This is a genomic window from Oxynema aestuarii AP17 (genome assembly GCF_012295525.1).
GTDB classification, from domain to species: domain Bacteria; phylum Cyanobacteriota; class Cyanobacteriia; order Cyanobacteriales; family Laspinemataceae; genus Oxynema; species Oxynema aestuarii.
On the sequence record NZ_CP051167.1, the window covers coordinates 2823317 to 2849255 of the forward strand.

At 49.0% G+C, this 25939-nt stretch carries 18 protein-coding genes; 10 read left to right on the plus strand and 8 right to left on the minus strand.

The window, feature by feature from the left end; genetic code table 11:
• Positions 1-17: 17 nt before the first annotated feature.
• Together HCG48_RS11620 and guaA are read left to right on the plus strand one after the other, a co-directional pair.
• Entirely contained in the window at positions 18-1169 is a 1152-nt protein-coding gene (locus HCG48_RS11620) for a class I SAM-dependent methyltransferase (protein ID WP_168569298.1), read from the plus strand.
• A 378-nt stretch (positions 1170-1547) separates the two neighbouring features.
• Positions 1548-3167 carry a glutamine-hydrolyzing GMP synthase gene (gene guaA, locus HCG48_RS11625; protein ID WP_375339339.1) on the plus strand — a complete coding sequence of 540 codons (1620 nt, stop codon included), beginning with the start codon at positions 1548-1550 and terminating at the stop codon, positions 3165-3167.
• 299 nt (positions 3168-3466) lie between these two features.
• Here the strand turns inward: guaA and cdf31 are convergent, their stop codons facing one another.
• Positions 3467-4393, minus strand: a complete 927-nt coding sequence (gene cdf31, locus HCG48_RS11630; RefSeq protein WP_168569299.1) for a CDF family zinc efflux transporter Cdf31 — start codon at positions 4391-4393, stop codon at positions 3467-3469.
• A 292-nt stretch (positions 4394-4685) separates the two neighbouring features.
• Between cdf31 and HCG48_RS11635 the strand changes: the two genes are divergently transcribed.
• The 4 genes from HCG48_RS11635 (at position 4686) to HCG48_RS11650 (ending at position 7648) form a co-directional block, all read left to right on the plus strand.
• Positions 4686-5039 carry a hypothetical protein gene (locus HCG48_RS11635; RefSeq protein ID WP_168569300.1) on the plus strand — a complete coding sequence of 118 codons (354 nt, stop codon included), beginning with the start codon at positions 4686-4688 and terminating at the stop codon, positions 5037-5039.
• A gap of 145 nt (positions 5040-5184) precedes the next feature.
• Positions 5185-6174: a UDP-N-acetylglucosamine 4,6-dehydratase (inverting) gene (gene pseB, locus HCG48_RS11640; protein WP_168569301.1), complete on the plus strand. Its 990-nt coding sequence runs from the start codon at positions 5185-5187 to the stop codon at positions 6172-6174.
• Positions 6171-7349: a UDP-4-amino-4,6-dideoxy-N-acetyl-beta-L-altrosamine transaminase gene (gene pseC, locus HCG48_RS11645; protein WP_168569302.1), complete on the plus strand. Its 1179-nt coding sequence runs from the start codon at positions 6171-6173 to the stop codon at positions 7347-7349. The genes pseB and pseC overlap by 4 nt, the downstream gene beginning before the upstream one ends.
• A 20-nt stretch (positions 7350-7369) precedes the next feature.
• Complete coding sequence (locus HCG48_RS11650) at positions 7370-7648, plus strand: DUF3288 family protein (RefSeq protein WP_168569303.1); 279 nt, start codon at positions 7370-7372, stop codon at positions 7646-7648.
• A 52-nt stretch (positions 7649-7700) separates the two neighbouring features.
• On the opposite strand, the gene HCG48_RS11655 is transcribed toward HCG48_RS11650, so the two are convergent.
• From HCG48_RS11655 to HCG48_RS11665, 3 genes are all read right to left on the minus strand, one after another.
• Positions 7701-11543, minus strand: coding sequence for an O-linked N-acetylglucosamine transferase family protein (locus HCG48_RS11655; RefSeq protein ID WP_168569304.1), 3843 nt, complete (start codon positions 11541-11543; stop codon positions 7701-7703).
• Positions 11544-11581: 38 nt separating this feature from the next.
• Positions 11582-14596 carry a class I SAM-dependent methyltransferase gene (locus HCG48_RS11660; RefSeq protein ID WP_168569305.1) on the minus strand — a complete coding sequence of 1005 codons (3015 nt, stop codon included), beginning with the start codon at positions 14594-14596 and terminating at the stop codon, positions 11582-11584.
• A 239-nt stretch (positions 14597-14835) separates the two neighbouring features.
• A complete protein-coding gene (locus HCG48_RS11665; protein ID WP_168569306.1) occupies positions 14836-17097 on the minus strand; it encodes a glycosyltransferase in 2262 nt (753 codons plus the stop codon).
• A 280-nt stretch (positions 17098-17377) separates the two neighbouring features.
• Here HCG48_RS11665 and HCG48_RS11670 point away from each other — a divergent pair, with 280 nt between their 5' ends.
• From HCG48_RS11670 to HCG48_RS11680, 3 genes are all read left to right on the plus strand, one after another.
• Positions 17378-17887 carry a DM13 domain-containing protein gene (locus HCG48_RS11670; protein WP_168569307.1) on the plus strand — a complete coding sequence of 170 codons (510 nt, stop codon included), beginning with the start codon at positions 17378-17380 and terminating at the stop codon, positions 17885-17887.
• A gap of 101 nt (positions 17888-17988) precedes the next feature.
• The gene (locus HCG48_RS11675) at positions 17989-18738 is read left to right on the plus strand and encodes a DUF4079 domain-containing protein (RefSeq protein ID WP_168569308.1); all 750 of its coding nucleotides are present in this window, start codon (positions 17989-17991) and stop codon (positions 18736-18738) included.
• Between the two features lie 409 nt (positions 18739-19147).
• Positions 19148-19573, plus strand: coding sequence for an FKBP-type peptidyl-prolyl cis-trans isomerase (locus HCG48_RS11680; RefSeq protein WP_168569309.1), 426 nt, complete (start codon positions 19148-19150; stop codon positions 19571-19573).
• Positions 19574-19665: 92 nt separating this feature from the next.
• On the opposite strand, the gene HCG48_RS11685 is transcribed toward HCG48_RS11680, so the two are convergent.
• Positions 19666-22206, minus strand: coding sequence for an adenylate/guanylate cyclase domain-containing protein (locus tag HCG48_RS11685; RefSeq protein WP_168569310.1), 2541 nt, complete (start codon positions 22204-22206; stop codon positions 19666-19668).
• Positions 22203-25055, minus strand: coding sequence for a hybrid sensor histidine kinase/response regulator (locus HCG48_RS11690; protein WP_168569311.1), 2853 nt, complete (start codon positions 25053-25055; stop codon positions 22203-22205). Before HCG48_RS11690 ends, HCG48_RS11685 begins: the two co-directional genes overlap by 4 nt.
• Positions 25056-25100: 45 nt before the next feature.
• Here HCG48_RS11690 and HCG48_RS11695 point away from each other — a divergent pair, with 45 nt between their 5' ends.
• A complete protein-coding gene (locus tag HCG48_RS11695) occupies positions 25101-25238 on the plus strand; it encodes a hypothetical protein (RefSeq protein WP_168569312.1) in 138 nt (45 codons plus the stop codon).
• Between the two features lie 9 nt (positions 25239-25247).
• Here HCG48_RS11695 and HCG48_RS11700 read toward each other — a convergent pair whose 3' ends face one another.
• Both HCG48_RS11700 and HCG48_RS11705 read right to left on the minus strand, forming a co-directional pair.
• Positions 25248-25475 carry a hypothetical protein gene (locus HCG48_RS11700; RefSeq protein ID WP_168569313.1) on the minus strand — a complete coding sequence of 76 codons (228 nt, stop codon included), beginning with the start codon at positions 25473-25475 and terminating at the stop codon, positions 25248-25250.
• 26 nt (positions 25476-25501) lie between these two features.
• Entirely contained in the window at positions 25502-25798 is a 297-nt protein-coding gene (locus tag HCG48_RS11705) for a hypothetical protein (protein WP_168569314.1), read from the minus strand.
• Positions 25799-25939: the final 141 nt, after the last annotated feature.

A 25939-nucleotide genomic window follows, 5' to 3' on the forward strand; every position in this document is an offset into this window, starting at 1 on the left:
AGGTGAAGGGAATGGGTATGACTCCAGAGTACCCCGGGAGGACGGGCGATCGCACGGGCGATCGCTGGCAAGGGGAAGGACGGGCGCGGTTTCGGGTGGGTGAGGCGTTTTACCGTCGCGAAACGGAGACGGCGCGGGATTTGGGGGTGTTGGCGGCGGCGATTTACCGCCGGGAACGGGGACAGTTGCGGGTTCTCGACGCGATGGCGGGGTGCGGGGTGCGATCGCTGCGCTACTATCTCGAAAGTGGGGCGGATTGGCTGTGGGTGAATGAGGGCAATCCGGAACTGCACGAGGTCTTGCGCGACAATTTAGAAGTGACGATCCCGGGCGATCGCTACGAGCTCGTCCACGAAGAGGCGAATCGCTTATTTTTGCAATGTTACGCCGATCGCGACTACTACGATTTACTCGATATTGACGCTTTCGGGTCCGGGGCGCCCTTCATCAGTACCAGTTTGTGGGCGGCCCGCTTGGGAGGCTTGATTTATCTCACCAGTACCGACGGGCGCACGATTTCGGGACGGGAACGGGAAAAAAGTTTGCGGGTTTACGGGGCTTACGCGCGCCATCATCCGGCGGTTCACGAACAGGGATTGCGCTTGTTGTTGGGCAGTTTGCAGCAACAGGCGGCGGCGAAGCAGTTCGGAATCGAGCCGATTTTTTCTTTATTTGGAGTGCAAACTTATCGGGTGATGGTGCGCTTGGTGCCCGGGGAACGCCTGACGGAAGACAATTACGGTTGGTTGGGCTACTGTCACGAATGCGGGGAATTTCGGCGGGTGTCGTGGCGGACCTTGGCGGGGTCGAACTGTGGGGCGGACGGGTCGCGGTTGATTTTGAGCGGTCCGATGTGGTTGGGGGCGCTGCACGATCGCGCCGAATTGGAGAAAATGGCGGTTTTGGCGGCGGATTGGGGCTGGACATCCCAGGTGGAGTTGCTCTCGGTGATGGCCCAGGAGGCGGATTTACCGCCGTATTTTTACAAGTTATCGGAGATCGGACGGCGGGGGGGAGTGACCGAGTTGCCGAAACGCGATCGGGCGATCGCCTATTTGCAAGAACGGGGCTATCGTGCAGTGAAAACTCATATCGACGGGGAAGGGATCAAAACCGACGCGCCGTTGTCCGTTTGTATCGCGATCGCCCGTGCTTGTTCCCCCGCATAAATCTGCCGTCGAACCCGTGCGCGATCGGCTTTTTTCTGAGTGGAGAACACAAAATTTCACGGATGAAAATTGCTCAAATCTGCTACGCTAGGTAAAATCTAGCTTAAGTTTTTTCAAGACCGCAATAAATTTTAGACGTCTTTTTAACAAGACAGGTTTCAATTCTCCTCATTTTCTCGATAGGGGTAAAGCGATCGCGCTTCGGACCCGTGCCAATTGACAGACGATTCGATCCCGCCTATTGAGAATCGTTAGGGCGCTTCCGGGCGATCGACGTTCGACCTTTACTCGAATCGGAAAAAGAGGTAATAAATCGCCGACCTGTCTGCATTGCCGACACAATTTTTATCGTTCGATTATCCTGCCGTGAGTACCCAAATCCCAACTCAACAACCGCCACAAACGAAGAACATCGAGCAAACCGAACCGATCGCCTCCCTCGATCGCCAAATGCTCGTCATTCTCGATTTCGGTTCCCAATATTCGGAACTGATCGCCCGTCGCATTCGCGAAACCCAGGTCTATTCCGAGGTTTTATCTTATCGCACCAGCGCCGAAAAATTACGCCAACTCAATCCCAAAGGGATTATCCTGTCCGGCGGACCGAATTCAGTTTACGACGAAGGCGCCCCCCACTGCGATCCCGAGATTTGGAAACTCGGGATTCCGGTCCTCGGGGTCTGCTACGGGATGCAACTGATGGTCCAGCAACTCGGCGGAACCGTCGAACGGGCCAAACGGGCCGAATATGGTAAAGCCGCGATCGCGATCGACGATCCGACGGACTTGTTAACCAATGTCGAAGATGGATCCACCATGTGGATGAGTCACGGGGATTCGGCGATCGCCCTCCCGGAAGGCTTTGAAGTGTTGGCCCATACGGAGAACACTCCTTGTGCGGCGATCGCCCATCACCAGAAAAAGCTCTACGGCGTCCAATTTCATCCCGAAGTCGTCCATTCTCAATGCGGTTTGGCCTTAATTCGCAACTTCGTCTATCACATTTGCGAGTGCGAACCGACCTGGACCACGGAAGCTTTTGTCGAAGAAGCGGTACGCGAAATCCGCGCCAAAGTGGGCGACAAACGGGTGTTGCTAGCCCTGTCCGGCGGCGTCGATTCCTCCACCCTCGCCTTTTTACTGCATCGGGCGATCGGCGACCAACTGACCTGCATGTTCATCGACCAAGGGTTCATGCGCAAGTACGAACCGGAATATTTGGTCAAGTTATTTCAAGAACAATTCCACATCTGCGTTGAATACGTCAACGCCCGCGATCGCTTCCTCGCCCAACTCGAAGGCGTCACCGACCCGGAAGAAAAACGCAAGCGCATCGGTCACGAATTTATCCAAGTCTTCGAGGAAGAATCCAAACGCCTCGGCCCGTTCGATTATTTGGCCCAAGGTACCCTATACCCCGACGTGATCGAATCGGCGGATACCAATATCGACCCGAAAACCGGGGAACGAGTCGCCGTTAAAATTAAAAGCCATCACAACGTCGGCGGATTACCGAAAGACCTGCGCTTCAAACTCGTCGAACCCCTACGCAAGTTATTTAAAGACGAAGTTCGCAAAGTCGGGCGCTCGATCGGCTTACCCGAAGAAATCGTGCGGCGCCACCCCTTCCCGGGGCCGGGTCTGGCGATTCGGATCCTCGGCGAAGTCACCGCCGAACGACTCAATATCTTACGAGACGCCGATTTTATCGTGCGCGACGAAATCAAGCGTCACGGGTTCTACCACGATTTATGGCAAGCGTTCGCGGTGTTGTTACCCATTCGCAGCGTCGGCGTCATGGGAGACAAGCGCACTTACGCCTATCCGATCGTCCTGCGTTGCGTGTCCAGTGAAGATGGGATGACGGCGGACTGGTCGCGGATTCCTTACGACCTGTTAGAAGTGATTTCCAACCGAATCGTCAACGAGGTCAAAGGGGTCAACCGCGTGGTGTACGACATCACCTCGAAGCCGCCGGGAACCATCGAGTGGGAGTAAACCCACGCGATCCCTAAGTCGTCTCCTCGAAAAAATTGGTTTCCCCGGGGGTCAAACCCATGTTGAACATGAGGTTCGATCTCGGGGAATTATTTCGCAATATTATAGAGAAAGGCGTTCGCGCAGTGGCTCCCTTGGAGGATCGCGATCGCCCGGTTTCCAACCCGTAGAAATCCCAAATTATTGTCTTAAACCTCTATTAACATTTGTGGAAAACTCCTCAGAAATCTGTGGAAAAGTCGTTTTTCTGTGGAAAACTCTCTCATTTCTTCGATCGCAAATCGGCGCCGCGATCGCCATTACGAGGGCGGTTGCGACCCGTAACTGATGCGATCGGATTGATAACCTTGCGGTTCGATGTGAATTAAAATTCTGGCCGGACCGAACCGTTGTTCGAGTTGAGCTTCTATGTTTTCGGTAATTTCGTGCGCGGTTTCGACATCTTTCGCCTCGACGATCGCGTGCATTTCAATAAAGACTTGCCGTCCGACCATTCCCCGAGAGGCGATATCGTGACAGTTGAGAACCCCTGGAACTTGCATGGCGATCGCGTGAATCGCTTCCGGGGCGATCGCCACTTCATCGACCAACCACGGTAAATTATCCGTCAGCACCTCCCACCCACTGCGAAACACCAACAACGCCACCGGAAACGCCAATACCACATCCAACCACTGCAATTGAGGCAAATTCAGTTGTCCCGACTGCCAGACCCCAATTAAGCCCAAAATCACCAACATCGTCACCCAAATATCGCTCATCGTATGTTTCGAGTCGGCGACTAAAATGCTGCTGCCAATGCGAACTCCCACCCGACGTTCGTAAAAAGCTACAAAAATATTAATCCCCAAAACAATTAATAAAATCCACAATTGGGACGGGGAAATCGTGACTTCTTTGCCCCCCGTAACGATTCGCTCGATCGCCCCACTGACAATTTCAAAACAGGCCATTCCCAGAAATGCCGCAATTCCCAACGCCCCGATCGCGTCGAACTTTTGATGACCGTAAGGATGCTCGCGATCGGGTTGTGGCGACGCAAAATGACTCGCAATCAAACCGAGAACGTTGTTAGCGCTATCCGTGACGCTGTGCAGCGCATCGGCTAGCAAGCTTAACGATCCGGTTAAAATACCCACTACTGCCTTGATTGCCAACACGACTAAATTCAGCAGCAAGGTAATAACTAGCACTCGGCGCACTTCAGCGCGGTTATCAACATTCACGATCGATTCCTCAACTATCTGAGCCAGATTTTAACGTATTTTTTGCAAGATTTTGGAATTTTAAGAATAGCTAAAGACCCGATTTTTCTGTTTTTTAATGACAATAAAAATCAATAAAAAAGGAGTAAGGCGATCGAAATTTTGCCGATCCTACTCGTGACTCGGCTCAAACCCCGTCCTACCCCACCCCATCCAAGCCTCAAACATCTAAAATCTAAAATCTAAAATCTAAAATCCAATCCGTCCCCGTTGCCCAGTACCATGTAAAGGCAAGGTATTAGCTTGGAAGTTCATGTCTCAACTCACACTCAATCTGGTCGAAGGGTCGGTTTCATTTCGCTTTAGTCCCGAAGCCGCCCGGGAACTACAAAAGGCGATCGCCGAGTTGATGGAACGCCTCAAAGCCGTCGCCGCCAAAGCGGCCCCCGGTTCCGGCGGCGGACGCCCCAGCCCCCAAAAACCGATGGAATATCAATATACCGGGGACATTTTCTTGGAAGTGTTTTGCAATCCCAATATTTACCCGACCCCGTTCGCGGCGAAAGTTTTGATTACCCTGCGCGACGATCGCATCCGCGTCAGTAGCGAAGCCGAATTGACTCGGGTCGTTGAAGATCTCAACCAATATCTCGAACAAGTCGGGTGAGGCGATCGGGCATTGGCAAAAGACCCATTGAGAAGGTAAAAGAATAAGGTTACTCGATCGCGCCCCGGCGCGGTTTGCGTAATTCGACCCTTTTACCTTTTTTGTTGTTTTAGTTTCTTAAAAGCGGAGCGATCGCGAGCAATTTATGATGGACGGCAAGACAATTTTAATCACGGGAGGAACGGGATCTTTCGGCAAAGAATGTATTAGAACACTCCTGGATTCTTATCAACCGAAAAAAATCATCGTTTACTCCCGTGACGAACTCAAACAATATGAAATGGCGCAGGATTATAACAGTCCGGTGATGCGTTATTTTATCGGCGATATCCGCGATCGCGATCGTCTCAGCTTGGCCATGCGCGGGGTCGATTACGTCATTCACTCTGCTGCCATCAAACAGGTGCCGATCGCCGAATACAATCCGATGGAATGTATTAAAACTAATATCAACGGCTCCCACAATGTCATCGATGCCGCTTTAGAAAATAACATCGAAAAAGTAATCGCCTTATCTACAGATAAAGCCGCAATTCCGATTAGCTTGTACGGTGCCACCAAACTCGCTGCCGATAAATTATTCGTCGCCGCCAACAATATCGCCGGATCGGCCAAAACGCGCTTCTCCGTCGTTCGTTACGGTAATGTCGTCGGATCTCGGGGGTCGGTCGTCCCGTTTTTCAAAAAATTAATCCGCAATGGCGCCACGGAAATTCCGATTACCGATCCGCGCATGACCCGGTTTTGGATCACTTTAAAACAGGGGGTCGATTTTGTCTTAAAATCTTTCGAGAGAATGCAAGGCGGCGAGATTTTTGTCCCCAAAATTCCCTCGATGAAATTAATCGACTTAGCCGAGGCGATCGCCCCCGGGATTCCCCATAAAGCGATCGGGATTCGACCTGGAGAAAGATTGCACGAAGTGCTGTGTCCCCCGGACGATTCCCATTTAACGATTGAATTTGACGATCATTTTGTCATCAAACCGACGATTCAATTTACCCAACCCGTAGATTTTTCTACCAATCCATTGCACGAAAAAGGAAACCCGGTAGAAGAAGGATTTCAATACAGTTCCGAACTTAATAAAGATTGGTTGAGTCCCCAACAATTACTCGAAATTCTTAAAGAATGAATGCCTATATTCCTTACGGCAAACAAGATATTTCCCAAGAGGATATCGAAGCCGTAATCGACGTTTTGCGATCGCCGTGGATTACCCAAGGTCCCGCGATCGATCGGTTTGAACGGGCCGTCGCCGACGAGTGCGGCGCCCGTTACGCGATCGCCGTATCCAGCGCCACGGCAGGCTTACACCTGGCCTGCTTGGCCGCAGAATTGGGTCCGGGAGACAAATTGTGGACCTCCCCCAATACCTTCGTCGCCTCCGCCAATTGCGGCTTATATTGCGGCGCCAAAGTCGATTTCGTCGATATCGACCCCAAAACCTACAACCTCAGCATCGCCGCCTTAGAACGGAAATTAGCCGAGGCCGAAAAGCGGGGAAATTTGCCAAAAATCTTGGTTCCGGTGCATTTTGCCGGACAATCGTGCGAAATGGCGGCTATTGGCGAACTGAGTCAGCGCTACGGATTTAGGATTGTTGAAGATGCTTCTCATGCGATCGGCGCCCGCTACGGCGATCGCCCCGTCGGCAGTTGTCAGTACAGCGACCTCGCCGTTTTTAGCTTTCATCCCGTCAAAATTATCACCACAGGAGAAGGTGCGATCGTCTTAACCAATCGCGAAGATTTATATCAGAAATTAATTCGTTTGAGAACTCATGGAATTACCCGCAATGCCGATTTCATGACCGAAGAAAGTCACGGTCCGTGGTACTACCAACAACTCGAACTCGGCTTTAACTATCGCCTCACCGACATTCAAGCTGCATTGGGATCGAGTCAACTCCAACGCTTACAAACATTTGTCAATCGTCGTCGCTTTTTAGCCGAACGTTATCATCAACTACTCGCCAATTTTCCACTGACTCGACCCTGGCAACATCCCGATACTCAATCGAGTTGGCATCTGTATGTCATTCGCTTAAATTTAGAGCAAATCGAGCGAACTCATCGACAAGTTTTTGAAGCCTTGCGCGCTGCCAATATCGGTGTAAATTTACATTATATTCCCGTTCATACCCAACCGTATTATCAACAACTCGGATTCAAATGGGGACAATTTCCCGAGGCCGAATCCTACTACCGAGAAGCGATCAGTATCCCGCTTTATTACGGGTTAACAGAAGCCGAACAAGATTATATCGTCGAAACATTAGCAGAAGTTTTATCAAATCGAGCTAGCTGAAGTTTGCTGAATTAAGTTCAATGGAAGAAGAACAACAACACCCTCAAGCGAATAAAGATAACGCCATTCTCGATAGCCTGATGACTAGCGAAATCAGCGATCGCGGTTTAGCCGAATTAGGGCGCTTGATCGTTCGTTATCGAGACTTTCCCGGAGCAAAAGATATTCAAAAAAAGTTGCAAACTCTGTTAACTCAGTGGAAGTTAACCGAAGAAACATTATTTGAAAAAACCCGAGCAATTCACAGCCAAGGAACGGTTTATCGATCGCAAGAAGGCAACCAAGAAGATTGGTTTTAATCTGTGGGGCAGGCATCTTGCCTGCCTCCTTAGTATTAACTCAAGATAATCTTTAAAATAACCATTGCGGTAACTGAGACCCCCTCGACCACTCCGATAAATTCACCTCTCGATACAATTTGAGAGCGAGTAAATAATTGAGAGCATTGGGAGTGTTAAACCCCTGTTGGACTACCTGGAGCAGGCGATCGCAAAACTCACTTTCTTCCGGTGTCAATTGTTCGTGTTTGAACTCGCTTTCGAGTAAGGTTTTATATCCTTGACCGACATTACCTTTATAAAATCCTTCGATTAAATCCGCCGGAGTATTCAACCAAAACTCGGCCATTTGTCGGCGAATTTCACGCAATTCTGCAACGATATTGCGATCGCTCGGATCGATATAGTAGAGGTTCGCGCAACCGAGGAGACGATTGAGAAATTTTTGTGTTGGCACCTCATTCGCATCGGTAGTCACTGCCTGGGTTTGTCCGACGCCAACCGTAGACGTGGAATCGTTAACCCCTGCAAACTGCTTTTGCCACAACTCGTGCAACAATTGACCGACTTTTTGACCGAAGTTTTTACGGTCAAAAAATGGCGGAGTTGCCTGCATCTTCTCCCAGATGCGATCGCGATATTGTTGTCGCAATTCTCGACGATTGGCGAGGCGAATCGCTAACTCGATATACTCGGATTCATTGGTCGCAATGAATTCATTCATTCCCAATTCTCTCAGCAAGGCTGCCGCTTGTTTTCCGCGCAAAGTTTCGCCATCCATCGCCACTACAGGCAGCGCCAATTGAAAAGGATCGAGTAACGAAGTCGCGCCACTGTAGGGATAGGAATCTAAATAAATATCCGCCACCGACAAACTCGTTTGAATGTCGGCAATGGTCGGCAAAGTTTTGAGAAAAATGAGGCGATCGCGATCCACACCATAGCGCGCCAAAACTTGGTACAAGTCCTTGACAAATGGTTGAGCCGGATAAGAAGGTTCCCAATTCGGATTGAACGGATATAAAATTAATTTCGAGTGGGGAACATCGGCGAGAATTTTTGCCCAAGTTTCGCGCAATTCGGGAATAATTTTATAAAAGTTTGCCCCAGAAATAAAGACAATGTCTTCATCTGTGATTCCCAACGATTGTCGCGTCGGTCTTACCGTCGGCGAGGTTGCTGGCAAGGGGAAACTAAAGCACAATCCCGAACCTTCAAGGGTCACTAATTGTTCGCAATATTGTTGACGAAAAGTAGGTGAAGGCGCGCTTAAATGACCTGCAATATAATAGTCAATGCTAGTCATTCCCGTGGTGGTCGGCGAGGCGAGGGACGTGACTTGTACCCGCGCCAGGCGATGTAATGCCAGTTGAACGATCGGTTTATTAATAGCAGTTAAATTGCTGGCAAACCAGACAAAGTCGAGATCGTCGGTGCGAATCGTTTGCACTTGTTTTTGAAGTTCTTGAGGCAGCTTCACGAGGCGATCGCAATGCTGTTGAGAGTACCGTTCTAAAGGATCGCCACTAATATGAAAAGCATAGAGAATGACTTCAAATTCTTCCCGATCGAGATCTTCAAAAATAGGTAAAGCGAGATAGGTTTCTGTTTGAGGTTGGAAGTGTTCTTTAATAATCCCCAGGCGCAGCCGTTGGCGATCGGGACGGCTCGGAAATTCGTAATCGAGTTGGTGTCCTTTATTTTGAAGGTTAAATACCAAAATATCGGCTCGTTGACTGTAGAGCGATCGCAGATTCTCGCGAGTAAAGTAAGCGGGAACAAAATTAGCTTTTTGGGCAAATAATTGAGCGACTTCCTGCCAAATTGAAATCTCTGGATTGCTCAATATTTTATCGTGTAAATAGTTAACAAGATCTTGCCAATAATGGGAATAATTTTCAGTCTCGCCAAGATCTAGAAAGACTTCAGGCGCGGCGATTAAATAGTTGAGAAAATCCTGAAATAACCATTTAGGAATTGGTGCCCCTTCGTACCAACCAGAAGCGAGGCGATCGGCGCGTTGGTAGAGCATAAAAGCCAGTAAAGATTGAATGGCTTTAGGATGGGTGAAACCGGGAGTAATTTGATTGCGGAGACGCTCGACAAAGGAATATTCTGATTCGGCGATCGGCTGATATTGAATGCCATTTTGTAATAGCGATCGCTGGAGTTTTCCCAGTTCTCCTTGATAGGCATTTTCGAGGCGATCGCCCGGTAAACTGAGCCATTGTTGCGCTAATTGATAGCGATTGTTGGGAAGATTAGCAATAGACTGAGCAATTTGGTTAGGACGGCTAATTTGTGTTGAAACCGAAGCCGAACTAGAGGGAGAAACTTGGGTATTTTCTTGCAGTCGTGACAACAGTTCTCGCGCGGGATTGAAATCGGGAACGGTTTCGCTAACCTTTTGTAAAGCTTGGCGTGCCAATGAAAAGTCATTGGTTTTAGCTGCAAGTTGAGCTAAATACCAGTGAACTCGCCAATGTGTGAATCCGAGGGCGATCGCTTCTGAAAATTCTGCAATAGCGCGATCGGAACGCCCTCTTTGTTGCAAAACTAAAGCCGACCAAAAGCGCAAAAATGCATCTTTGTCATAGTAATTGCGATAGTGAAGAATCCCGCCAGAACCGATACTCGATAGTAAATCGGACGATTCTGCGATTTGGCGATCGCTCTCGAATAATTCTTCTAAATTATCGCTATTAATACTGGTTAAAAATTGAGGAGCTGTTTCCCCCAAGGCTTCAATAAGATATCGCGATCCGGCATATTGATGTAAGCCTCCACTGACGTCATTTAAGGAGAGAGGTTGTTCTAACAGGCTCGATCCTCTAGGAATTCCCCAATGACGCGATTGTTTGGGAGCATTCAATAATTTCTGGTAAATCTTTTCGAGCTTTTTCGCGGCATTTTCTGCCCCAAAAATTTGCCGAGCATATTCTCGCGCATTGCGTGCGAGTCGTTCTCGTTCTGCTGGATGGTGATAGAGAAATTCGATCGCCTGTTTGTACTCTAATTCGCTCCGAACGACGAAACCCGTATAGTTATCGATGACGCTGCATTGCGCGCCGCCATAAGCAAAAATCACCGGAGGAATACCAGCAAATAAGGCTTCTTGTAAAACTAATTCCGCCGTCGAGTAATTGTCCTCGCATAAAGGATAGCCAAAAATATCTAAAATTTCTAAAACCGAGCGAATATTTTCGACATAACCGCGAAACTCGAAGCGAGAAGCAACCCCTAATTTTTCGGCTTGTTGCTGCAAGTATTGCTGAATTCCATTCCCGCAAACGATGAATCGAACCGTGGGAATTTCAATTTTTGCACTCATACTAATATAGTTTGGGTGCATTTTCTCGAAAGACACCATCCCGATATAGCCGACATTGAAAGTGTCGTGAGGTTGCGGGTTAAATCCGGCGAGGCGATCGAAATCGGTCGAGTCGTAAACCATACCCGTTTTTTCAACTCTGACCGTTTCGGGTAAGTTTTGAAAAACCGGAAGTTGATAAGTGTAGGGACTGGAAGCTAAGGCAAAATCGCAAAAGTCGATCGCCTCTTTTGGGATAATCTGAGGCGGGCGATCGCCGGAAACGTGAAACCAAAACAGCAAGCGCATCGGCGGTAAATCCGATCGCAAAAAATCGTAAAGTTCGGGGTTATTCCAGAAATGAACTTTAACCAGATCGGCGCTGCTTAGAGCGTCTAAAATGGCGGTGCGATCGCCTGAAATAATATCTTTAATGCCAACTTGCTTCGCCAGTTCTACTGCTTGCGGATCCGGCGGCAGAAGAGAAATAATTCGATGAGAAAACTGCCCCAATTTTGAAATATATTTAGCCGTCGCTAGGAGCGATCGCGACGCGCCACCTCCACACAAATGTTGAATAACGTGAACAATTTCGATCGAATTCATTATTGTAATTTGACTATTGTAATTTGACTATTGTAATTTTAGTTGAGAGGTTTACGATACGCCCGTAAAGTCGAAGAAATGCCAGGAATAATCGGTAAATGGGCGGCAGTCGAACCTGGTGCCGTAGGATAGAGTAAAGGTAAGTCTAAAAGTTGACAACCATAGGTATTTTCCATTAATTCCTGACAGGCTTGACGAATTCCCGGTTCGTTTCCTTCGTGATGAAATAAAATGGCTTCTCGATTTTCTGGAGTAAGCGGGGGTAAATAATCGTGAAAAATAGCCACTCCTCCGGGAGCTAATAACGGGAAATAATCAATAATATCTCGTTTTACGCCTTCATAGGTATGGTCGCCATCGATAAACATCAATGAGGGTAAATGTCCGTCGCGATCGAAGATTGCTTTTAATTTCGGAGCGGCTTGATAGGAGAATAAACGCAGATGCGTAACATCATTTTTTAAATTAGGTAAGACGCGATAGAGTTGAGAATGTCCGCCGGGATCGATCGCGAATCCTTGAATTTGTGAAACCCATCTTTTTAACGCCCGCACGATAAAAAATAGAGAAGCTCCAGCATAAGAGCCAATTTCAATAAAACGTAACGGCGATCGCGTTTGTGGGAGCAAATGTCGCACGGCGTAATAGAGCTGGAAACGCTCGTTTAATGACATTTGACTTTCGATTCCGTGTCGGGTCGGATCGTCTTCTTCAAATTCGCGGACGAGTTGCGGATCTAAGTTCGTATTTAGATCCCATTTTTGCGGACAAATGACGCTAAATTCTGCTTCTTTGACTCGATATTTTGACGAATGAATGCCGAGGCGATCGAAGGTTTGAATCCAGTAGGAGTTACTTATCTGAATCGCGCCTTCATTGACAATTTGATCGGTTAATCGATCGATATTCTCCTCGGAACAGTGTGACGATTGGTCTGCTAAATGCAGTAACGAAATTAAACCGAGAATCGGTTGCAGTTTTGCTACGGATTCATTCAAATTACCGCGCACTAATTTAATGACTGAATTAAGATCGAGTTGCGTGCAAAGTTCGCTTGTTTTTTGGAGGCGATCGCCGTCATTTCCCACGAAACTATACAGCCAACGAGGTTGGCGGGAATAACGCCGCACGATCGCCGCTAATAAAGCAGTAGAACCGCCATTATCTTCGGTAATTTCTACAAAATTCCCCGCGATATTTTTCTGACAAATTTGCTTGGCTTGTAAAAATAGAGAATAGAGATATCGATCGCTGAAATGAGTATAAGGATCGATGCGATCGCGTAATTCTCGAAATTCTAGATCTTGAATAGCTCCGGTTTTAGGAAGGGAAGATCTAGATAAATTTGGTTGGAGTTCGGCGAGGAGTTGCCGTGCTTTGAAATGCTCGGGAAAGGCGACGAGTAACTGTTCTAAAATTACGATCGCCTCCTGAATTTTTTGCGACCGGGCTAAGGCGATCGCTTTTCCATAATTAATTTCAAGCGCGTTAGAGTCGAAAGAAAGCGCGCGATCGAATAACATTAAAGCCCGCTCGTTATCGTTACTATTTAAAGCGGCGATCGCCTGTTCTAAAATTTGTTTATTTTGTGGTAAAGATTTCATTATTTTTCGGTTTCTTTCTAAACCGACATCCGATCCCGTCTCCAAACCGACCTCGGCAATTAGATCGAATAAATCCGGTTGAATTTTAACCCCTTTAAACAATCCTTCATAAATTCCTTGAGCTTGGTAATGCTTGAATTCAATCCCATAACTATTGAGATAATACCCATACATCAACGCCCCTTCTTTATCTTTTGGCGGTAACTCGCGATCGAGCATTTGCATCAACTCGTCATGAGTGGTGGGATTGTACGTACTCCCTAAATTTCGATAGAGACATTTTCCCGCCAAAATTGAAGGCGTTCCCCAATAAACCGCTTCAATCCCGACCGTCGATCCGAAACTAATGACTTTTGAAGCTTTTTTAAGTAGGGTGTAGGTACTGACCGGGCTTTCTGCGGGAATCAGGGTTAAATTGGGCAATTGTAGGCGATCGAGTCGGGTAGTTTGTTCGTTTTTAACATTTTTTAGGTTGGGATGAATACGAATATAAACTTGAATATCTTCTCTGTCTTTTAAGGAGTTAACAATTTTTTCTAACCCTTCAATCTGACTGGGATAAAGAGGGTTTTTCCATAATTCACCGATCGCGGCAAATTCATCTTCGGAACTGGTGAAAATGACGATATTCGTTTTGCGATCGTCCCAATTATCCGGTAAAAGATTATCTTGTTGATCTTTTGTAAAAGCAATCCAAGTTCGCGAAATTCCTCGGGCGCGTTCTAAGAAAAATTCTTCGGCAATTTGCTGACGCCGATCGCGATCGTTTCCCGCCGCTTCCCATGCTTTGAGGATTTGGCGATCGATATAGTCGATATCGTGAATTGTCGTGTTTTCAAATAAAGCATAATGATGGATCGTCCGCGATTTTTCGTGGGTAAAACAATCGATGTCCATGCTTTGACACGCTCTTAAAACTGCACGCATGGGGGCGTAACGACCGTTATAAACGTAAACGCGATCGACGGGGTTTATGGCTAAATAGTTTTGCAGCGATCGATAAATTGAAGCGGAAGATTTGATTAATTTTGCAATTAAATTTGCATATTTTTTAAGATCGGGTTTCGGATCTCTAACTGCTGAAATTAATGAGGAGAGAACGGCATAACCGAGATCGAAGTTATCGACGCTAAAAGTTTTTAACTCATCCAAAGAGGCGAAGGCTTTGGGGAGGCGATCGATTTCCGCTACATTTTGAGGGGTTAGTCGATCGATCGGTTTGACCGTTACTGATTGCGAGAGTAATTTTAAACCGGATTGACGCCTACCGATGCACTGCAAACAGGGCGAGATGTAGTGCAACATATTGACATCGCAGGCTTCTAAATGGGCGTTGCAGCCTAATAAAACGACTTCATCTCCAGCATCTAGGTGATTTTGGATGATTTCTAACTCGGTCTCGAAGTGAGGGGTGTTAATCGCATACAGGGCAACGACTAAAATCTTCATTTTTAATTCAAACGATTCTCAATTAGGTCGAATCACGATCGCGGCTGTTGGATGTATTTTATAACAAATTGGTAACCGATTGCTCTGATGGGCTTTAATTAACAGCCATGAGATCGCCTCGACCCGGCGATGCACCGATCGCAAATAGCGATCGCCCTCTCGAAATTGTTTGAAGAAGAGCTACAAAAACAATAAAAACCGGGAAAATCACGGTTTTTATTGCAAATTATTGAGTTAATTCATAGCTGATTGACAGGAAGCGGTTTTACCGTCCGATCTCGATCGCACAGAATGCGCGGTTTTAATAAAATTTTAAACAACAAAAAGAACGATTGCAATTCTCCGGGAGTTTCGCGATATTGCCATTGTCCGCAACGACAAAAGAGTAATTCAACTAAGCGGCGGTGTTGCTCTAGATTAAGGCGATCGAAGTTCATTTTTATTTTATAGTATTCCCCGCGCTCTTCGATCGCTTCAATCTGTCCCGATAAGGTTAATTTTTCTCCCAGTAATTCTAAAGTCAAGCGATCGCCGCGCAATGATAGAGGTGCTTTACACTCCACTTGCGCCCCGGTTTCCGATAAGGCGATCGTTCTTCCCCAAAATTGCTCGGGATGGCGATCGCTTTTGTTGTCAGTTTCTGTCAGTAGAACTTGACGGCGTAAAGCCAACCAAGGATGAAGATCCCCGTTGGGAACGTCGATCGAGATGAATAGAGCAATCGCGATCGTAATGAAGTTATATAAACTCCAAATCCACGCTAAATTAATGCCTTCAAAAGCTGGAGTTTCGGCACTGCCTAAAGCTATGCTTAAATTCTTGACAAATGCAAACCCCATTCCGATCAGGATAAGCAGTAAAGGCCAAGCAATTTTCCAATTAAAATAAAAGCGATCGCGAGTCTTTCCTTTTGGGGTGACATTAAATTGTTTAGAAAACGGATTGAGCAGAACCTGCAAAACGGTAATCGTCAGAGGAATATAGGTGACGATCGAGTAAAATTCCGATAAAATTGCCGATCGCGATCTGCGGTTCAACCAAGCAAAAGTAGAAATCGAAATCAAATAATAAGGCAGAAAAAAATAGGTAAATTCGGCTAAATTGACTTCGATCGGAACGATCCCCAAAAAGGTGTAACCTAAAGGCATTAACAACAGTGCCAGTCTGGCAATATTGCCAAACCAATAGATTAATCCTTCTAAATGAGCCAGGCGTTGAACGAAGGTTAATCCGGGAATGGTCAGGGGGTTGGAATCAATAAAAAAGGCTTGTAAGGTACCGCGTACCCATCGCAAACGTTGAGCAATATGGTCGCCGATATTTTCAGCCGCCAATCCGGCGCTCAATTTTTCATCTAAATAAATCACTCGATATCCTCGGGCGGCGAGGCGAATTCCTGTAAAGTAATCTTCGCTGAGTGAATCGGTGACAAAGTTGCCTACTTCGGCTAAAGCACTGCGGCGAACGACAAACGAAGTTCCCGCACAAATGACGCTACCGACGCCATCGCGAATCGGCTGAATGTAGCGATAAAAAACTTCTTCTTCAGGGGTTAAAATATCTTCTAAACCGAGATTGCGGGCGATCGGATCGGGATTGTAAAAGGTTTGGGGAGTTTGAACGAGGGCGACATTACTATCTTGAAAGAAGCCGACGGTACGCTGTAAAAAGTTGCGCGTCGGGATAAAGTCGGCATCGAAAACAACGATTAATTCCCCCGTCGTATGAGCGATCGCGTGATTGAGATTGCCCGCTTTGGCGTACAGATTATGAGGACGGGTGACATAACAACAGCCCAATTCTCGTGCGAGTCGGGCAATTTCCGGGCGTCGGGTATCGTCGAGCAGGTAAATATTTTTACGGTCGTAATCTAAGGCTTGAGCGCCGATAATGGTGCGTCTGAGAATAAATTCCGGTTCGTTATAAGTGGGGATTAAAATATCGACGGATGGTGTATATTTTCGTTCGGTAACGGCGATCGCCCGTCGGTCGGCTTCGTGGCTGCGGTCTTGAATTCTGAGCGTTAAATAAACTTGAATTAAACGACTCGATACCAGTAATAATTCTAACCCGAATAACCCGAGGCTGAATATGCCATTAATAGGGGTGGATAAATTAAGAGTGGCCAACGATCGCCACAGTAAATAGCGCAAAGTTACGGCTAATAAAATGGCAACGACGATCGCCCGCGATCGGGTGCGCGGTAGACTAGAAAACTGAGTCACGAGGGACGCGATCGCCAATAAAATCAGGGAGGGCATCCACAAAAAGCGATCGCCGAATGAGGGAACTTGCAACCAGATGGGGGGATTTTCTTGAACTCGATCGAGGTGCACAAACAAAGTCTGAATCGGTTCAAATCCGCCGATCCAAGCTGCAGCGATCGCCCCAATGGCAAACCAAATCCCCAACGTGACTAGAGTCGTAACGTGGGGGAAACACCATTTACCGACGCAAGGGCGGCTTACTTTTTGTTCGTCACCGAGCTCTGAAAAACTCATACTTGAATCCCTACAATTGTGCAAATTGTCGTCAGCCACGGCGATCGGTTCCCCAACGGTGGGGGGGCGCACCTGAACATTAGCCCGCGTGGCTTGTCTTCACGATCTTAGTAAAACTTTACAAACTAGGATAACTCCTCAAACCCAGCCACAGATTATTTTTTCCTGAGTGACTGCTTAGAGTTGGCGCACTGGGAATTCCCAGGAATTTCTCAGGAAACACTCATGGCGCTCTCGGTTACGACGCTTAGAGTGGGTACGATACGTTAGAGGAAATCCGATGAAACTTAACTATTTAACTGTTTTAGCCGTCGTCTCGATATTGAGCTGGGGAAGCGTCGCCAGCGTCACCGTCGGTTCGAGTGCACTGCGAGCCCAAACGACGAGTATAGCGCGGATGAATTCGTCGGCGATCGCCGGAACCTTCGTCTCGGCAGAACATCCCACCGAAGGAATGGCCCGCATCGTCATGGAAAACGGTAAATACTATCTCGAACTCGACGAAAACTTTAAAACCGATCCCGGACCGGACTTATTCGTCATCTTACATCAGTCCGCACAACTACCGAATTCGGGAATCGAAGAAAGTGATTATATTAGCTTAGGTATGCTACGCAGTATCGAGGGCGCTCAACGCTACGAAATTCCCGCCGATGTAGACCTCGATCGCTTCAAAGCTGCCGCCATTTGGTGTAAGGAGTTTAACGCCACTTTTGGTTATGCCAGCTTGAGGGAAAACGCTACCAGTGTCAATCCTTGCGCGGGACACAATCCTTGCGCGGGTAAATAATTCGCCTCCACCGGGGGACCGTCTCTCGCGTCCCCCGGGGCGATCGCCGGAAATTGCCATTACAATTGGCATCAAAAATCAAAATCGAATCGTCAACGCTTATGGAACTGGTAGATTATTTAGCTCTTTTACATCCATTTCTGGCGGTGGTCGTCGTCTTTCCGACGATCGGAATCGTGCTGAACATGGCGTGGCAGACGCGATCGCGCCGTTTGCAAACCCAAGGGGGAAAAAGCAAAATTCCCGCCGTCGTCGGACGCGAACACGTCAAATACGGACAGATCCTCACCGGGACTGTGGTAGGAATTACCTTAATTGCTCTAGCCTATTCAATTTTTGTCAAAAATATTGTTAAAAACCAACTTTGGGTCAACGATCGGTTTCAAGTCGTTTTCATGGTGATTTTATTGGCGGCAACGATCGCCAGTTTGGTATTTCTCTATCAAGCGCGATCCAAACTGTGGCGCGGCGTGTTTGCCAGCTTAACCGGGATGGGATTGGTCGTTCTCGGCTGTCAAGAAGGGGTGTTTCGCCGGACCTACGAATGGCAGATTTCCCATTATTATTACGGGATCGCCGCCGCGTTGCTGATGGTATTTTCCCTGGCGATCGTCAACGAAATCTATCAAGATCGATCGCAGCGCTGGCGTTTGATTCATACCCTGTTGAACTGTTTTGCGCTTTTATTATTTATCGGACAAGGCTTTACCGGGGCGCGAGATTTGCTCGAAATTCCCCTCAGTTGGCAACAAGAACATCTGTATCGGTGCAATTGGGAACAAAAAATTTGTCCGAGTTCCGAAAGTTCGGCAGTTCCCCTCGAAAGCTTACAAAGCCGTCGTTTCCCTTAGGGTCGGATGGGAGATCGAGGGGTGATGGCGATCGCCCCTACGGAGAGTTGAGATCTCGTACGCTGCGATATCCGCCCTTGGGAAAATCTAAAAACAAACATAGGCTTTCTGCAATCTTGAGTGCGGTAAGCTAGAATGCTTATTTGTAGCGAGCGGATGGCGATTTGAGATATTGCAACGGTACTGATTTCCCAAGCACTTCGATCGCAACTCACGCGAGGCTCGATATCAAAGATTGTAATGTCACGCCGATTCAACCGACTGAATCAAATAATGAATTGGCATCGGTGAGTTGGTCGCGTCCGAGGGGGTGTGTTGGATTCGCCGATCGGTATCGGGCGCGCGATCGTGCCTGCAACCCCAACCCGCCCCGATCGCATGAAGCTTAGAAAATACAAGGAGAAATTATATGGCTGCAGCCAAAACGGGTGATACGGTAAAGGTTCACTATACCGGAAAACTGGAAGATGGAACGGTGTTTGATTCTTCCGTGGAACGCGAACCGCTACAGTTTACCCTCGGTGAAGGACAAGTGATTCCGGGGTTTGAAAAAGCAGCCCTCGGCATGAATCCGGGAGATAGTAAAACGGAAACCATTCCCCCGGAAGAAGCTTATGGAGAACACCGAGAGGAAATGGTCGTCCAAGTCGAACGCCAGCAAATCCCGGACAACTTCGCTAAAGTCGGTCAGCGATTGCAAATCCAACAACCCACCGGGCAGAAAATTCCCGTCGTCGTGACCGAGGTAGCCGATGCTACGGTGACCTTAGATGCCAATCATCCTTTAGCCGGAAAGAGTCTGACCTTTGACATTGAAATGGTAGAGATTGGATAACAAAAATCGATCGAGCGTTAGGGTGCAATAGGCGCCCGACGCGCAAAAGGTTGCCGGGAGTTTTCGGCAGCCTTTTGTTTTGGATAGAAACACTATGGGGAATCGGCGAGCCGATTTTCGAGCATGTCGAGCAGTTGTTGGGTTGGTTCGGAGACGATCCCGAGGCGTTTGAGGGCTTTGAGACGATCGCGCCTGCGCTCCGATGGGAGTGGTTCTCGCACGCGACCGTTGAGAAAATAGGTAATCATTTCCCCTTTCCCTTTAATCTCGATCGCCCCGCGTTTTTCGAGAATAAAATCATCTTTCAAGCGTTCGTAAGTATCCTGGGTGACTTGGATGCGACCGGGAAGGCCGTGAGATTCCATGCGACTCGCGGTATTGACCGTATCCCCCCACAGGTCGTAAATAAATTTCTTCAGTCCGATCACCCCCGCGACCACCGGCCCGGTGTGGATGCCGATGCGAATGTTGAAATTCTGTTCGTTTTCGAGATTGAACTGTTCGAGTTCGGCTTGCATGTCTAACGCCATTTGGGCGATCGCCTCGGCATGATCCGGGCGGCGGTGGGGCAAGCCACCCACGACCATATAGGCATCGCCGACAGTTTTAATTTTCTCCAAGCCACGTTCTTCGGTGAGGCGATCGAAGGCCGAAAAAATTTGGTTTAACAAGCGAACCAAATCGATCGGGGAGAGTTCGGCGGCAATGCGGGTAAAGCCGACGAGATCGGCGAATAAAACGCTGACGTCGGCATAATGTTCGGCGATCGTCGCCGCATCTCGTTTGAGGCGTTCGGCGATCGTTTGCGGCAAAATATTGAGCAACAAGCGCTCGGTTTTTTCTTGTTGGTGTTTGAGAGCTAATTCCGATTGCAAGCGATCGGTAATGTCGCGGAAAATACCGCGCACGGCAACGGTTTCGCCATCGACCCGCTTGCAATTGAGACTGCCTTCAATCGAAATTTTGCGGCCCGATTTGGTGATCAGTTCCGTTTTGATCCCTTCCAGGATATTCCCCCGGAGGACGTGAGCGAAATGAGTCAGATAATCCCCTTTGCATTGGGGATGGACGATATCGAGCAGGCCGATCCGGGTCAAATCCTCCTCGGAGTAGCCTAACGTTTCCTTCCAAGCGCGATTGACATAGAGAAAGCGACCCCGGGGATCGATGCTGAGAATCAAATCGCTGGCATTTTCAAATAAATCCCGATAGCGTTCTTCACTTTCGCGCAAGGCAATTTCCGCGCGTTTGCGCTTGATGAACTGCCCGAACTGACTGGCCAATCCCTCGACAGTTTCCATTAAATCGGGGTCGGGGGTTTGGACTTCATCACTCCAAAAAGCGAGGACGCCGAGAATTTCCGAATGACAGGGGTCGGCGTCGGCGAGATCGCCGCTCTCGTCCGTATCGCCGACAATCGGAAAGGCAAAGGCGGCGCCCGATCCCTCGGCGAGGGCTTCCGGACGGGCAAACGCCGCTTCCGCCTCCTGACTCAGATCGAGGATCGCCCGCCCGCGTGCGTTTTCCCAGACCCAACCGGGTAACCCTTCGCCTTTACCCAGGTAGCGATCGCGCCGCCCTTCCACGGGAGGACTGTCCGGGGACGATCGCGCCCACGACACCACGCAACGGAGCCGTTCCGGGGGGGCGATCGCCCCTTGAGTCGAGTGGACGCTGCCCGGGTTTTCGACCCCCCGCTCGCGATCGTCCCCGGTCATCCAAATTTCGCCCACGTCCCAGCCGAAACTTTCGCCAATCGCCGGAAGCAGTCGCGGGGCCGCCTGTTGGAAGGAGACGGACTCGGATAAGATCCGGGTAGTTGCCGCCTGGGCGAACTGGCGTTGCTGCACCCGTTTGCGTTCGGTGATGTCGCGACCGATATAGACAAATTCCCGGGCGTAATTGCCCTGCTCTTGTTCGAGCATAGAACAAGAAAAGCCGACGTAAATCTTTTTACCGCTTTTCGTTTTACCGACCACTTCGATCGCCTCCCTGGCGCCGTCCCCATTCCCGGACTCCTCAGTTTCGATCGCGGCGAGTAAAGCGCGATATTCCGGAACCAACGGGGCGATCGACTGGCCGATCAATTCCGTTTCGCTATATTCAAATAACTCTTGAGTTTTGCGATTGATCGTTTTAATTTTTCCATTTTCATCGGTGACGATCAGCGCTTCTGCCATCGACGCGAGAATGCTATCAATATAAGATTTAGACTTAGAAAGGGCGTTAAATAATAAATTGGTTTCGTTGGTGGCTTGCACCAACTTTTGTTCTAGCCCCATCCGCTCGCTAACATCGTCGAGCAGGACCACGAGCTGTTTTTCTTGGGTGACGCGATCGCGCTGGGGGAGAATATAAATATCAAAATAAATTGGACGATCCGGGTCGTTAAAGCGACCGATCGATTTCAACTCGAAACTGTCGCGCGTTCCCGCCAAAACTTCATCGAGCATCGGTTCGATCCCGATCGATTCGGGAAAGGGCAGATCTAGAGGATTGCCGACGGCGATCGCCTCGGGAAAATCCGCAAACCGATAAGCTTTGGGGGAAGCACTGACAATTTCAAGTCCAGCATCTAAGGTCACGTATTCCATGCCGCGCGCGGCAAAGAAAGAATCTAAAAGATCGTTCATTTTTCTTGCAGTAATTCTTCTACAAAGACCACCACTTCTCGATAAACACCATAGAGATTATCGAGAAGCCAATTAATCCGTTCCTGCCGTCCTTGATGGGCTTCATATTCTAACTCTTTGGCCAAATCGTACAGTTTAACTGCACCCACATTGCTGCTCGAACCCTTTATATAATGGGCTTCGCGCTCGATAAAGTAAAGATCTTGCAAATCGGCACCCTGCAAACTCGCGATATGGGCGTGTAAATCTTCTAAAAAGATTGCTAGCAGTTCTCGAATAAAACCGGAATCTCCTTCGGAAATTCGTTCCAAACGCCCTAAATCGAATAAATCGGGGGGCTGACCCGGGCGCGATCGCGGTTCCGGTTCGGAGACGATTTCCCCTGAGTGTAATTGCGCCCCCCACTTACTGAGAATCCCTTGTAATTGTTCCGGGTGAACGGGTTTGCTGATATAGTCGTCCATGCCTGCGGCGAGGCATTTATCCCGGTCTTCTTTCATCGCGTGAGCGGTCATCGCGATCACGATCGGTACGGGAGTGACGCGATCGCGCGCGCGGCGATCGCCGTAGAGACGGCGGATTTCTCGGGTGGTCTCGTAACCGTCCAATACGGGCATTTGGCAATCCATCAAAATTACATCGTAGCGATCGCGGGACAATCGTTGCAGCACTTGTTCCCCATTGGCGACCACATCCGCTTTAAATCCCTCAATTTCCAACTGCTTGAGGGCGACTTTTTGATTGACCGGGTTATCTTCTGCCACCAAAATTTTCAAGGGAAAACGCTCTCCGACTCGTTGCACCGAACCGTCATGGGCTGCGAGTGGCGCCTCTGGCGCCTCCTCGATCCCGAAACATTGTTTCAGACTCGCCAACAAGCGCGATCGCCGGATCGGTTTGACGAGATAACTGCTGAAGCCGCTATCGAGACAGGCACGAGCCCGATCGCGTTCGTTGCTGCGAACCAACAGCACCAAAGGAGTATCGGCAAACGCGGGAGAGGTTTTGAGCCGTTCTCCCAAGGCGATCGCGTCGTTCCCGTCGAGGTGTAAGTCGAGGGCAACCAAGTCGTAAGTCCCCCGACGCTTGCCCCGCTTTTCTAAAAAGCGCTCGAAACTGCCGAGATCCATCGCTTCCACTCGCATCCGCCAGCAGGCGCCCCAATGGGCGATCGCCTCTTGGGTGGTCGCCCGATTGCCTACGGTCAGCAGCGCGCGTCCCGCCAACTCGTGAATGCCGCGATCGGCGTGGGTGTGCGGGTGAGTGTTGGCGCGAGCGAAAGGAATGGCAAACCAGAACTTCGAGCCGCGCCCCACTTCGCTGTCTACCCCTATTGTTCCCCCCATCAAACCGACAATTTGTTTGCAAATCGCCAATCCCAATCCAGTTCCCCCGTAAACTCGCGTCGTGGAGGCATCGACTTGGGAAAAAGGCTCGAAGAGGTGCGCCCGGTCTTCCGGGGCGATCCCGATGCCCGTGTCGATCGTCGAAAAACAAATCTGCACCGCTTGCGGCGGCGCTTTTGGCAGGCTGACGGGCGATCGCTCGACTTTGATAAAAACTTCTCCCTCGGCGGTAAACTTAATCGCATTGCCGATTAAATTAGTCAGCACTTGCCGCAGGCGATAGGCGTCCCCGCGCAACATATCTGGCAGGTCCGGGGCGATCGAAGTGGTAATTTCTAAGCCTTTGCCGTGGGCTTGGGGGGCGAGTAACTCGACGACTTCTTCGACGCAATCGGTCAAGTCGAATTCTTGCGTCTCTAATTGCATCTCTCCGGCTTCGAGTTTAGACAGGTCTAAAATCTCGTTAATTAAATTGAGCAGGGCGTTGCTACTAAGGCGAATGGTTTCGATGAAATCCTGCTGTTCTGGATTTAAAGACGTCTGCAACAACAGTCCCGTCATTCCCAAAATCGCATTCATGGGGGTGCGAATTTCATGACTCATGTTCGCCAAAAAGTTGCTCTTGGTTTGCGAGGCTAACTCGGCTTGACGGCGGGCGAATTCGAGTTGTTCGGCAGCCCGCTTGCGTTCGGTGATGTCCCGTCCGATATAGAGAATTTTGCGCAATCCCGGTAATTCCGTCGGAATGACCGATCGCGAGAAGGCGACGACGAGAGATTTTCCCGATTTCGTCCGACAGGGAATTTCTAAGTTAGTTTCTAACTGGGTTTCTAAATTGGTTTCTAAATCTTTTTCTAAAGGGCTTTCCCCATGGGCGTCTGTCGTCCCTACCACTTCCCTCCATTCCGGGAGGAGATTGGCGGTCTCGAAGATCGTGGAAATGCCGCGATCGATCAGTTCGTCTCGGGTGTATCCAAATAAGTCGAGGGCGGCGTCGTTGACAATTTCAATGCGCCCGTTTTGTTTGGTGACCAATAAGGCATCGGCCATTGCCGTAATGATGCGATCGGTGTAGGCTTTGGCCGCCGCGAGGGTACTGACGAGTAAGTTGGCTTCGTTGACCCGTTGCATGAGTTCTTGTTTGAGAATCATGCGTTCGGTGGCGTCTTCAAAGACGACTAACAGGCGAATATCTTGCGGGTTGTCTCCCGGTTCTTGGGTGACGGATAAATCGAAGTAAAACGGTTGGTTGTTGTTTTCAAACCGGGCGATTCCTTTGAGTTCGAAGTAACTTTGTTGGCCGTTGAGGATATCGTTTAAAATGGACTCGACGCCGATAAATTCGGGAAAGGCCAGACGAATATCGCGATCGCACAGGGCCAGTTCGGGAACGTCCGCAAATCGCCCGATATTGGCTGAGGTTTCTCGCACGATCCAATCGCGATCGAGGATGGCATATTCTAAGGGTCTCGGATCGAGCAGTTTTCTGAGTAAAGGATTCATAACTTACGGGTCTCCCTCGCTGGTTCTTGACAGGGCCATAAAACGATGGCAACGTCCGACGGTCGAGAACGGTGGTTGTTCTCGGCTATCTCTGAAGTTCCCGCGATTCCCCTCACTCGACATCCATATTTCCTCTCCAACGACCCGAGTGACCCCTCAGCTCGATCGCTGGCGACAGGTTAACCAGCGCAATTAAATGGGGGACTCGTCTTCCTCGCTCAAAGGAAACCGATTTCGACCCGTGACCTGGCCCGCAACCCCTTGGTTCGAGTGCCAGGCGCCATGGGGTAAATGAGTACGTTGGTATTTGACGACGGATTCGTCGTCTAAAAGATCCGAGGGGAGTTGGGCGATCGCCTCGTCGAGTGGCGATCGCCTCAGAAGATCGAAGCATTTCGGTTGAGCGATTTCGAGCGCCATCGGATTCGCTGGGTAGGTAACGCCCGTTACAAAACCAGTAAGGAGGAAATTCCCCCCGGTTGAAGGGCGTCGGTAATTTTGGCCAACAATAACTCGATCTCCTGCCAATGGCGAAAGTGAGATCTGACTTCTGAGGCGATCGCCCGGTGATAGCGATTGGCATTTAGCCTCGTGTCCGGGTCTAAACTATTGCCCGCAATCATGTCGAACTCTACTTTTTCCCGCTTGGCTACTACGGTTAACTTTTTGAGGGCTGGGGGGAGCAATAAGTCCCCCTCAAAGATTTTCAATTGAGCGTTGGGATCCACGGACTCCCCAAACATGGTAAAATCCTACTACCTGAGAGGGCTACGACATAGCAAAAATTAAGCTAGCTCCATACAAGTTTTGGTGTACAACCCGTGCTTTCAATAAGTCTTAGGAACTAGCATAGCGCCGATCGTCTAGAGGTAAAACTCAAGATC

Excerpts from the sequence above, each read along its gene's own strand:
- HCG48_RS11620 (WP_168569298.1), top strand. The coding sequence starts at position 18 with ATGACTCCAGAGTACCCCGGGAGGACGGGCGATCGCACGGGCGATCGC.
- HCG48_RS11635 (WP_168569300.1), top strand. The coding sequence starts at position 4,686 with ATGTCTCAACTCACACTCAATCTGGTCGAAGGGTCGGTTTCATTTCGC.
- pseB (WP_168569301.1), top strand. The coding sequence starts at position 5,185 with ATGATGGACGGCAAGACAATTTTAATCACGGGAGGAACGGGATCTTTC.
- pseC (WP_168569302.1), top strand. The coding sequence starts at position 6,171 with ATGAATGCCTATATTCCTTACGGCAAACAAGATATTTCCCAAGAGGAT.
- HCG48_RS11650 (WP_168569303.1), top strand. The coding sequence starts at position 7,370 with ATGGAAGAAGAACAACAACACCCTCAAGCGAATAAAGATAACGCCATT.
- HCG48_RS11655 (WP_168569304.1), bottom strand. The coding sequence starts at position 11,543 with ATGAATTCGATCGAAATTGTTCACGTTATTCAACATTTGTGTGGAGGT.
- HCG48_RS11660 (WP_168569305.1), bottom strand. The coding sequence starts at position 14,596 with ATGAAGATTTTAGTCGTTGCCCTGTATGCGATTAACACCCCTCACTTC.
- HCG48_RS11665 (WP_168569306.1), bottom strand. The coding sequence starts at position 17,097 with ATGAGTTTTTCAGAGCTCGGTGACGAACAAAAAGTAAGCCGCCCTTGC.
- HCG48_RS11670 (WP_168569307.1), top strand. The coding sequence starts at position 17,378 with ATGAAACTTAACTATTTAACTGTTTTAGCCGTCGTCTCGATATTGAGC.
- HCG48_RS11675 (WP_168569308.1), top strand. The coding sequence starts at position 17,989 with ATGGAACTGGTAGATTATTTAGCTCTTTTACATCCATTTCTGGCGGTG.
- HCG48_RS11680 (WP_168569309.1), top strand. The coding sequence starts at position 19,148 with ATGGCTGCAGCCAAAACGGGTGATACGGTAAAGGTTCACTATACCGGA.
- HCG48_RS11685 (WP_168569310.1), bottom strand. The coding sequence starts at position 22,206 with ATGAACGATCTTTTAGATTCTTTCTTTGCCGCGCGCGGCATGGAATAC.
- HCG48_RS11690 (WP_168569311.1), bottom strand. The coding sequence starts at position 25,055 with ATGAATCCTTTACTCAGAAAACTGCTCGATCCGAGACCCTTAGAATAT.
- HCG48_RS11695 (WP_168569312.1), top strand. The coding sequence starts at position 25,101 with ATGGCAACGTCCGACGGTCGAGAACGGTGGTTGTTCTCGGCTATCTCT.
- HCG48_RS11700 (WP_168569313.1), bottom strand. The coding sequence starts at position 25,475 with ATGGCGCTCGAAATCGCTCAACCGAAATGCTTCGATCTTCTGAGGCGA.
- HCG48_RS11705 (WP_168569314.1), bottom strand. The coding sequence starts at position 25,798 with ATGTTTGGGGAGTCCGTGGATCCCAACGCTCAATTGAAAATCTTTGAG.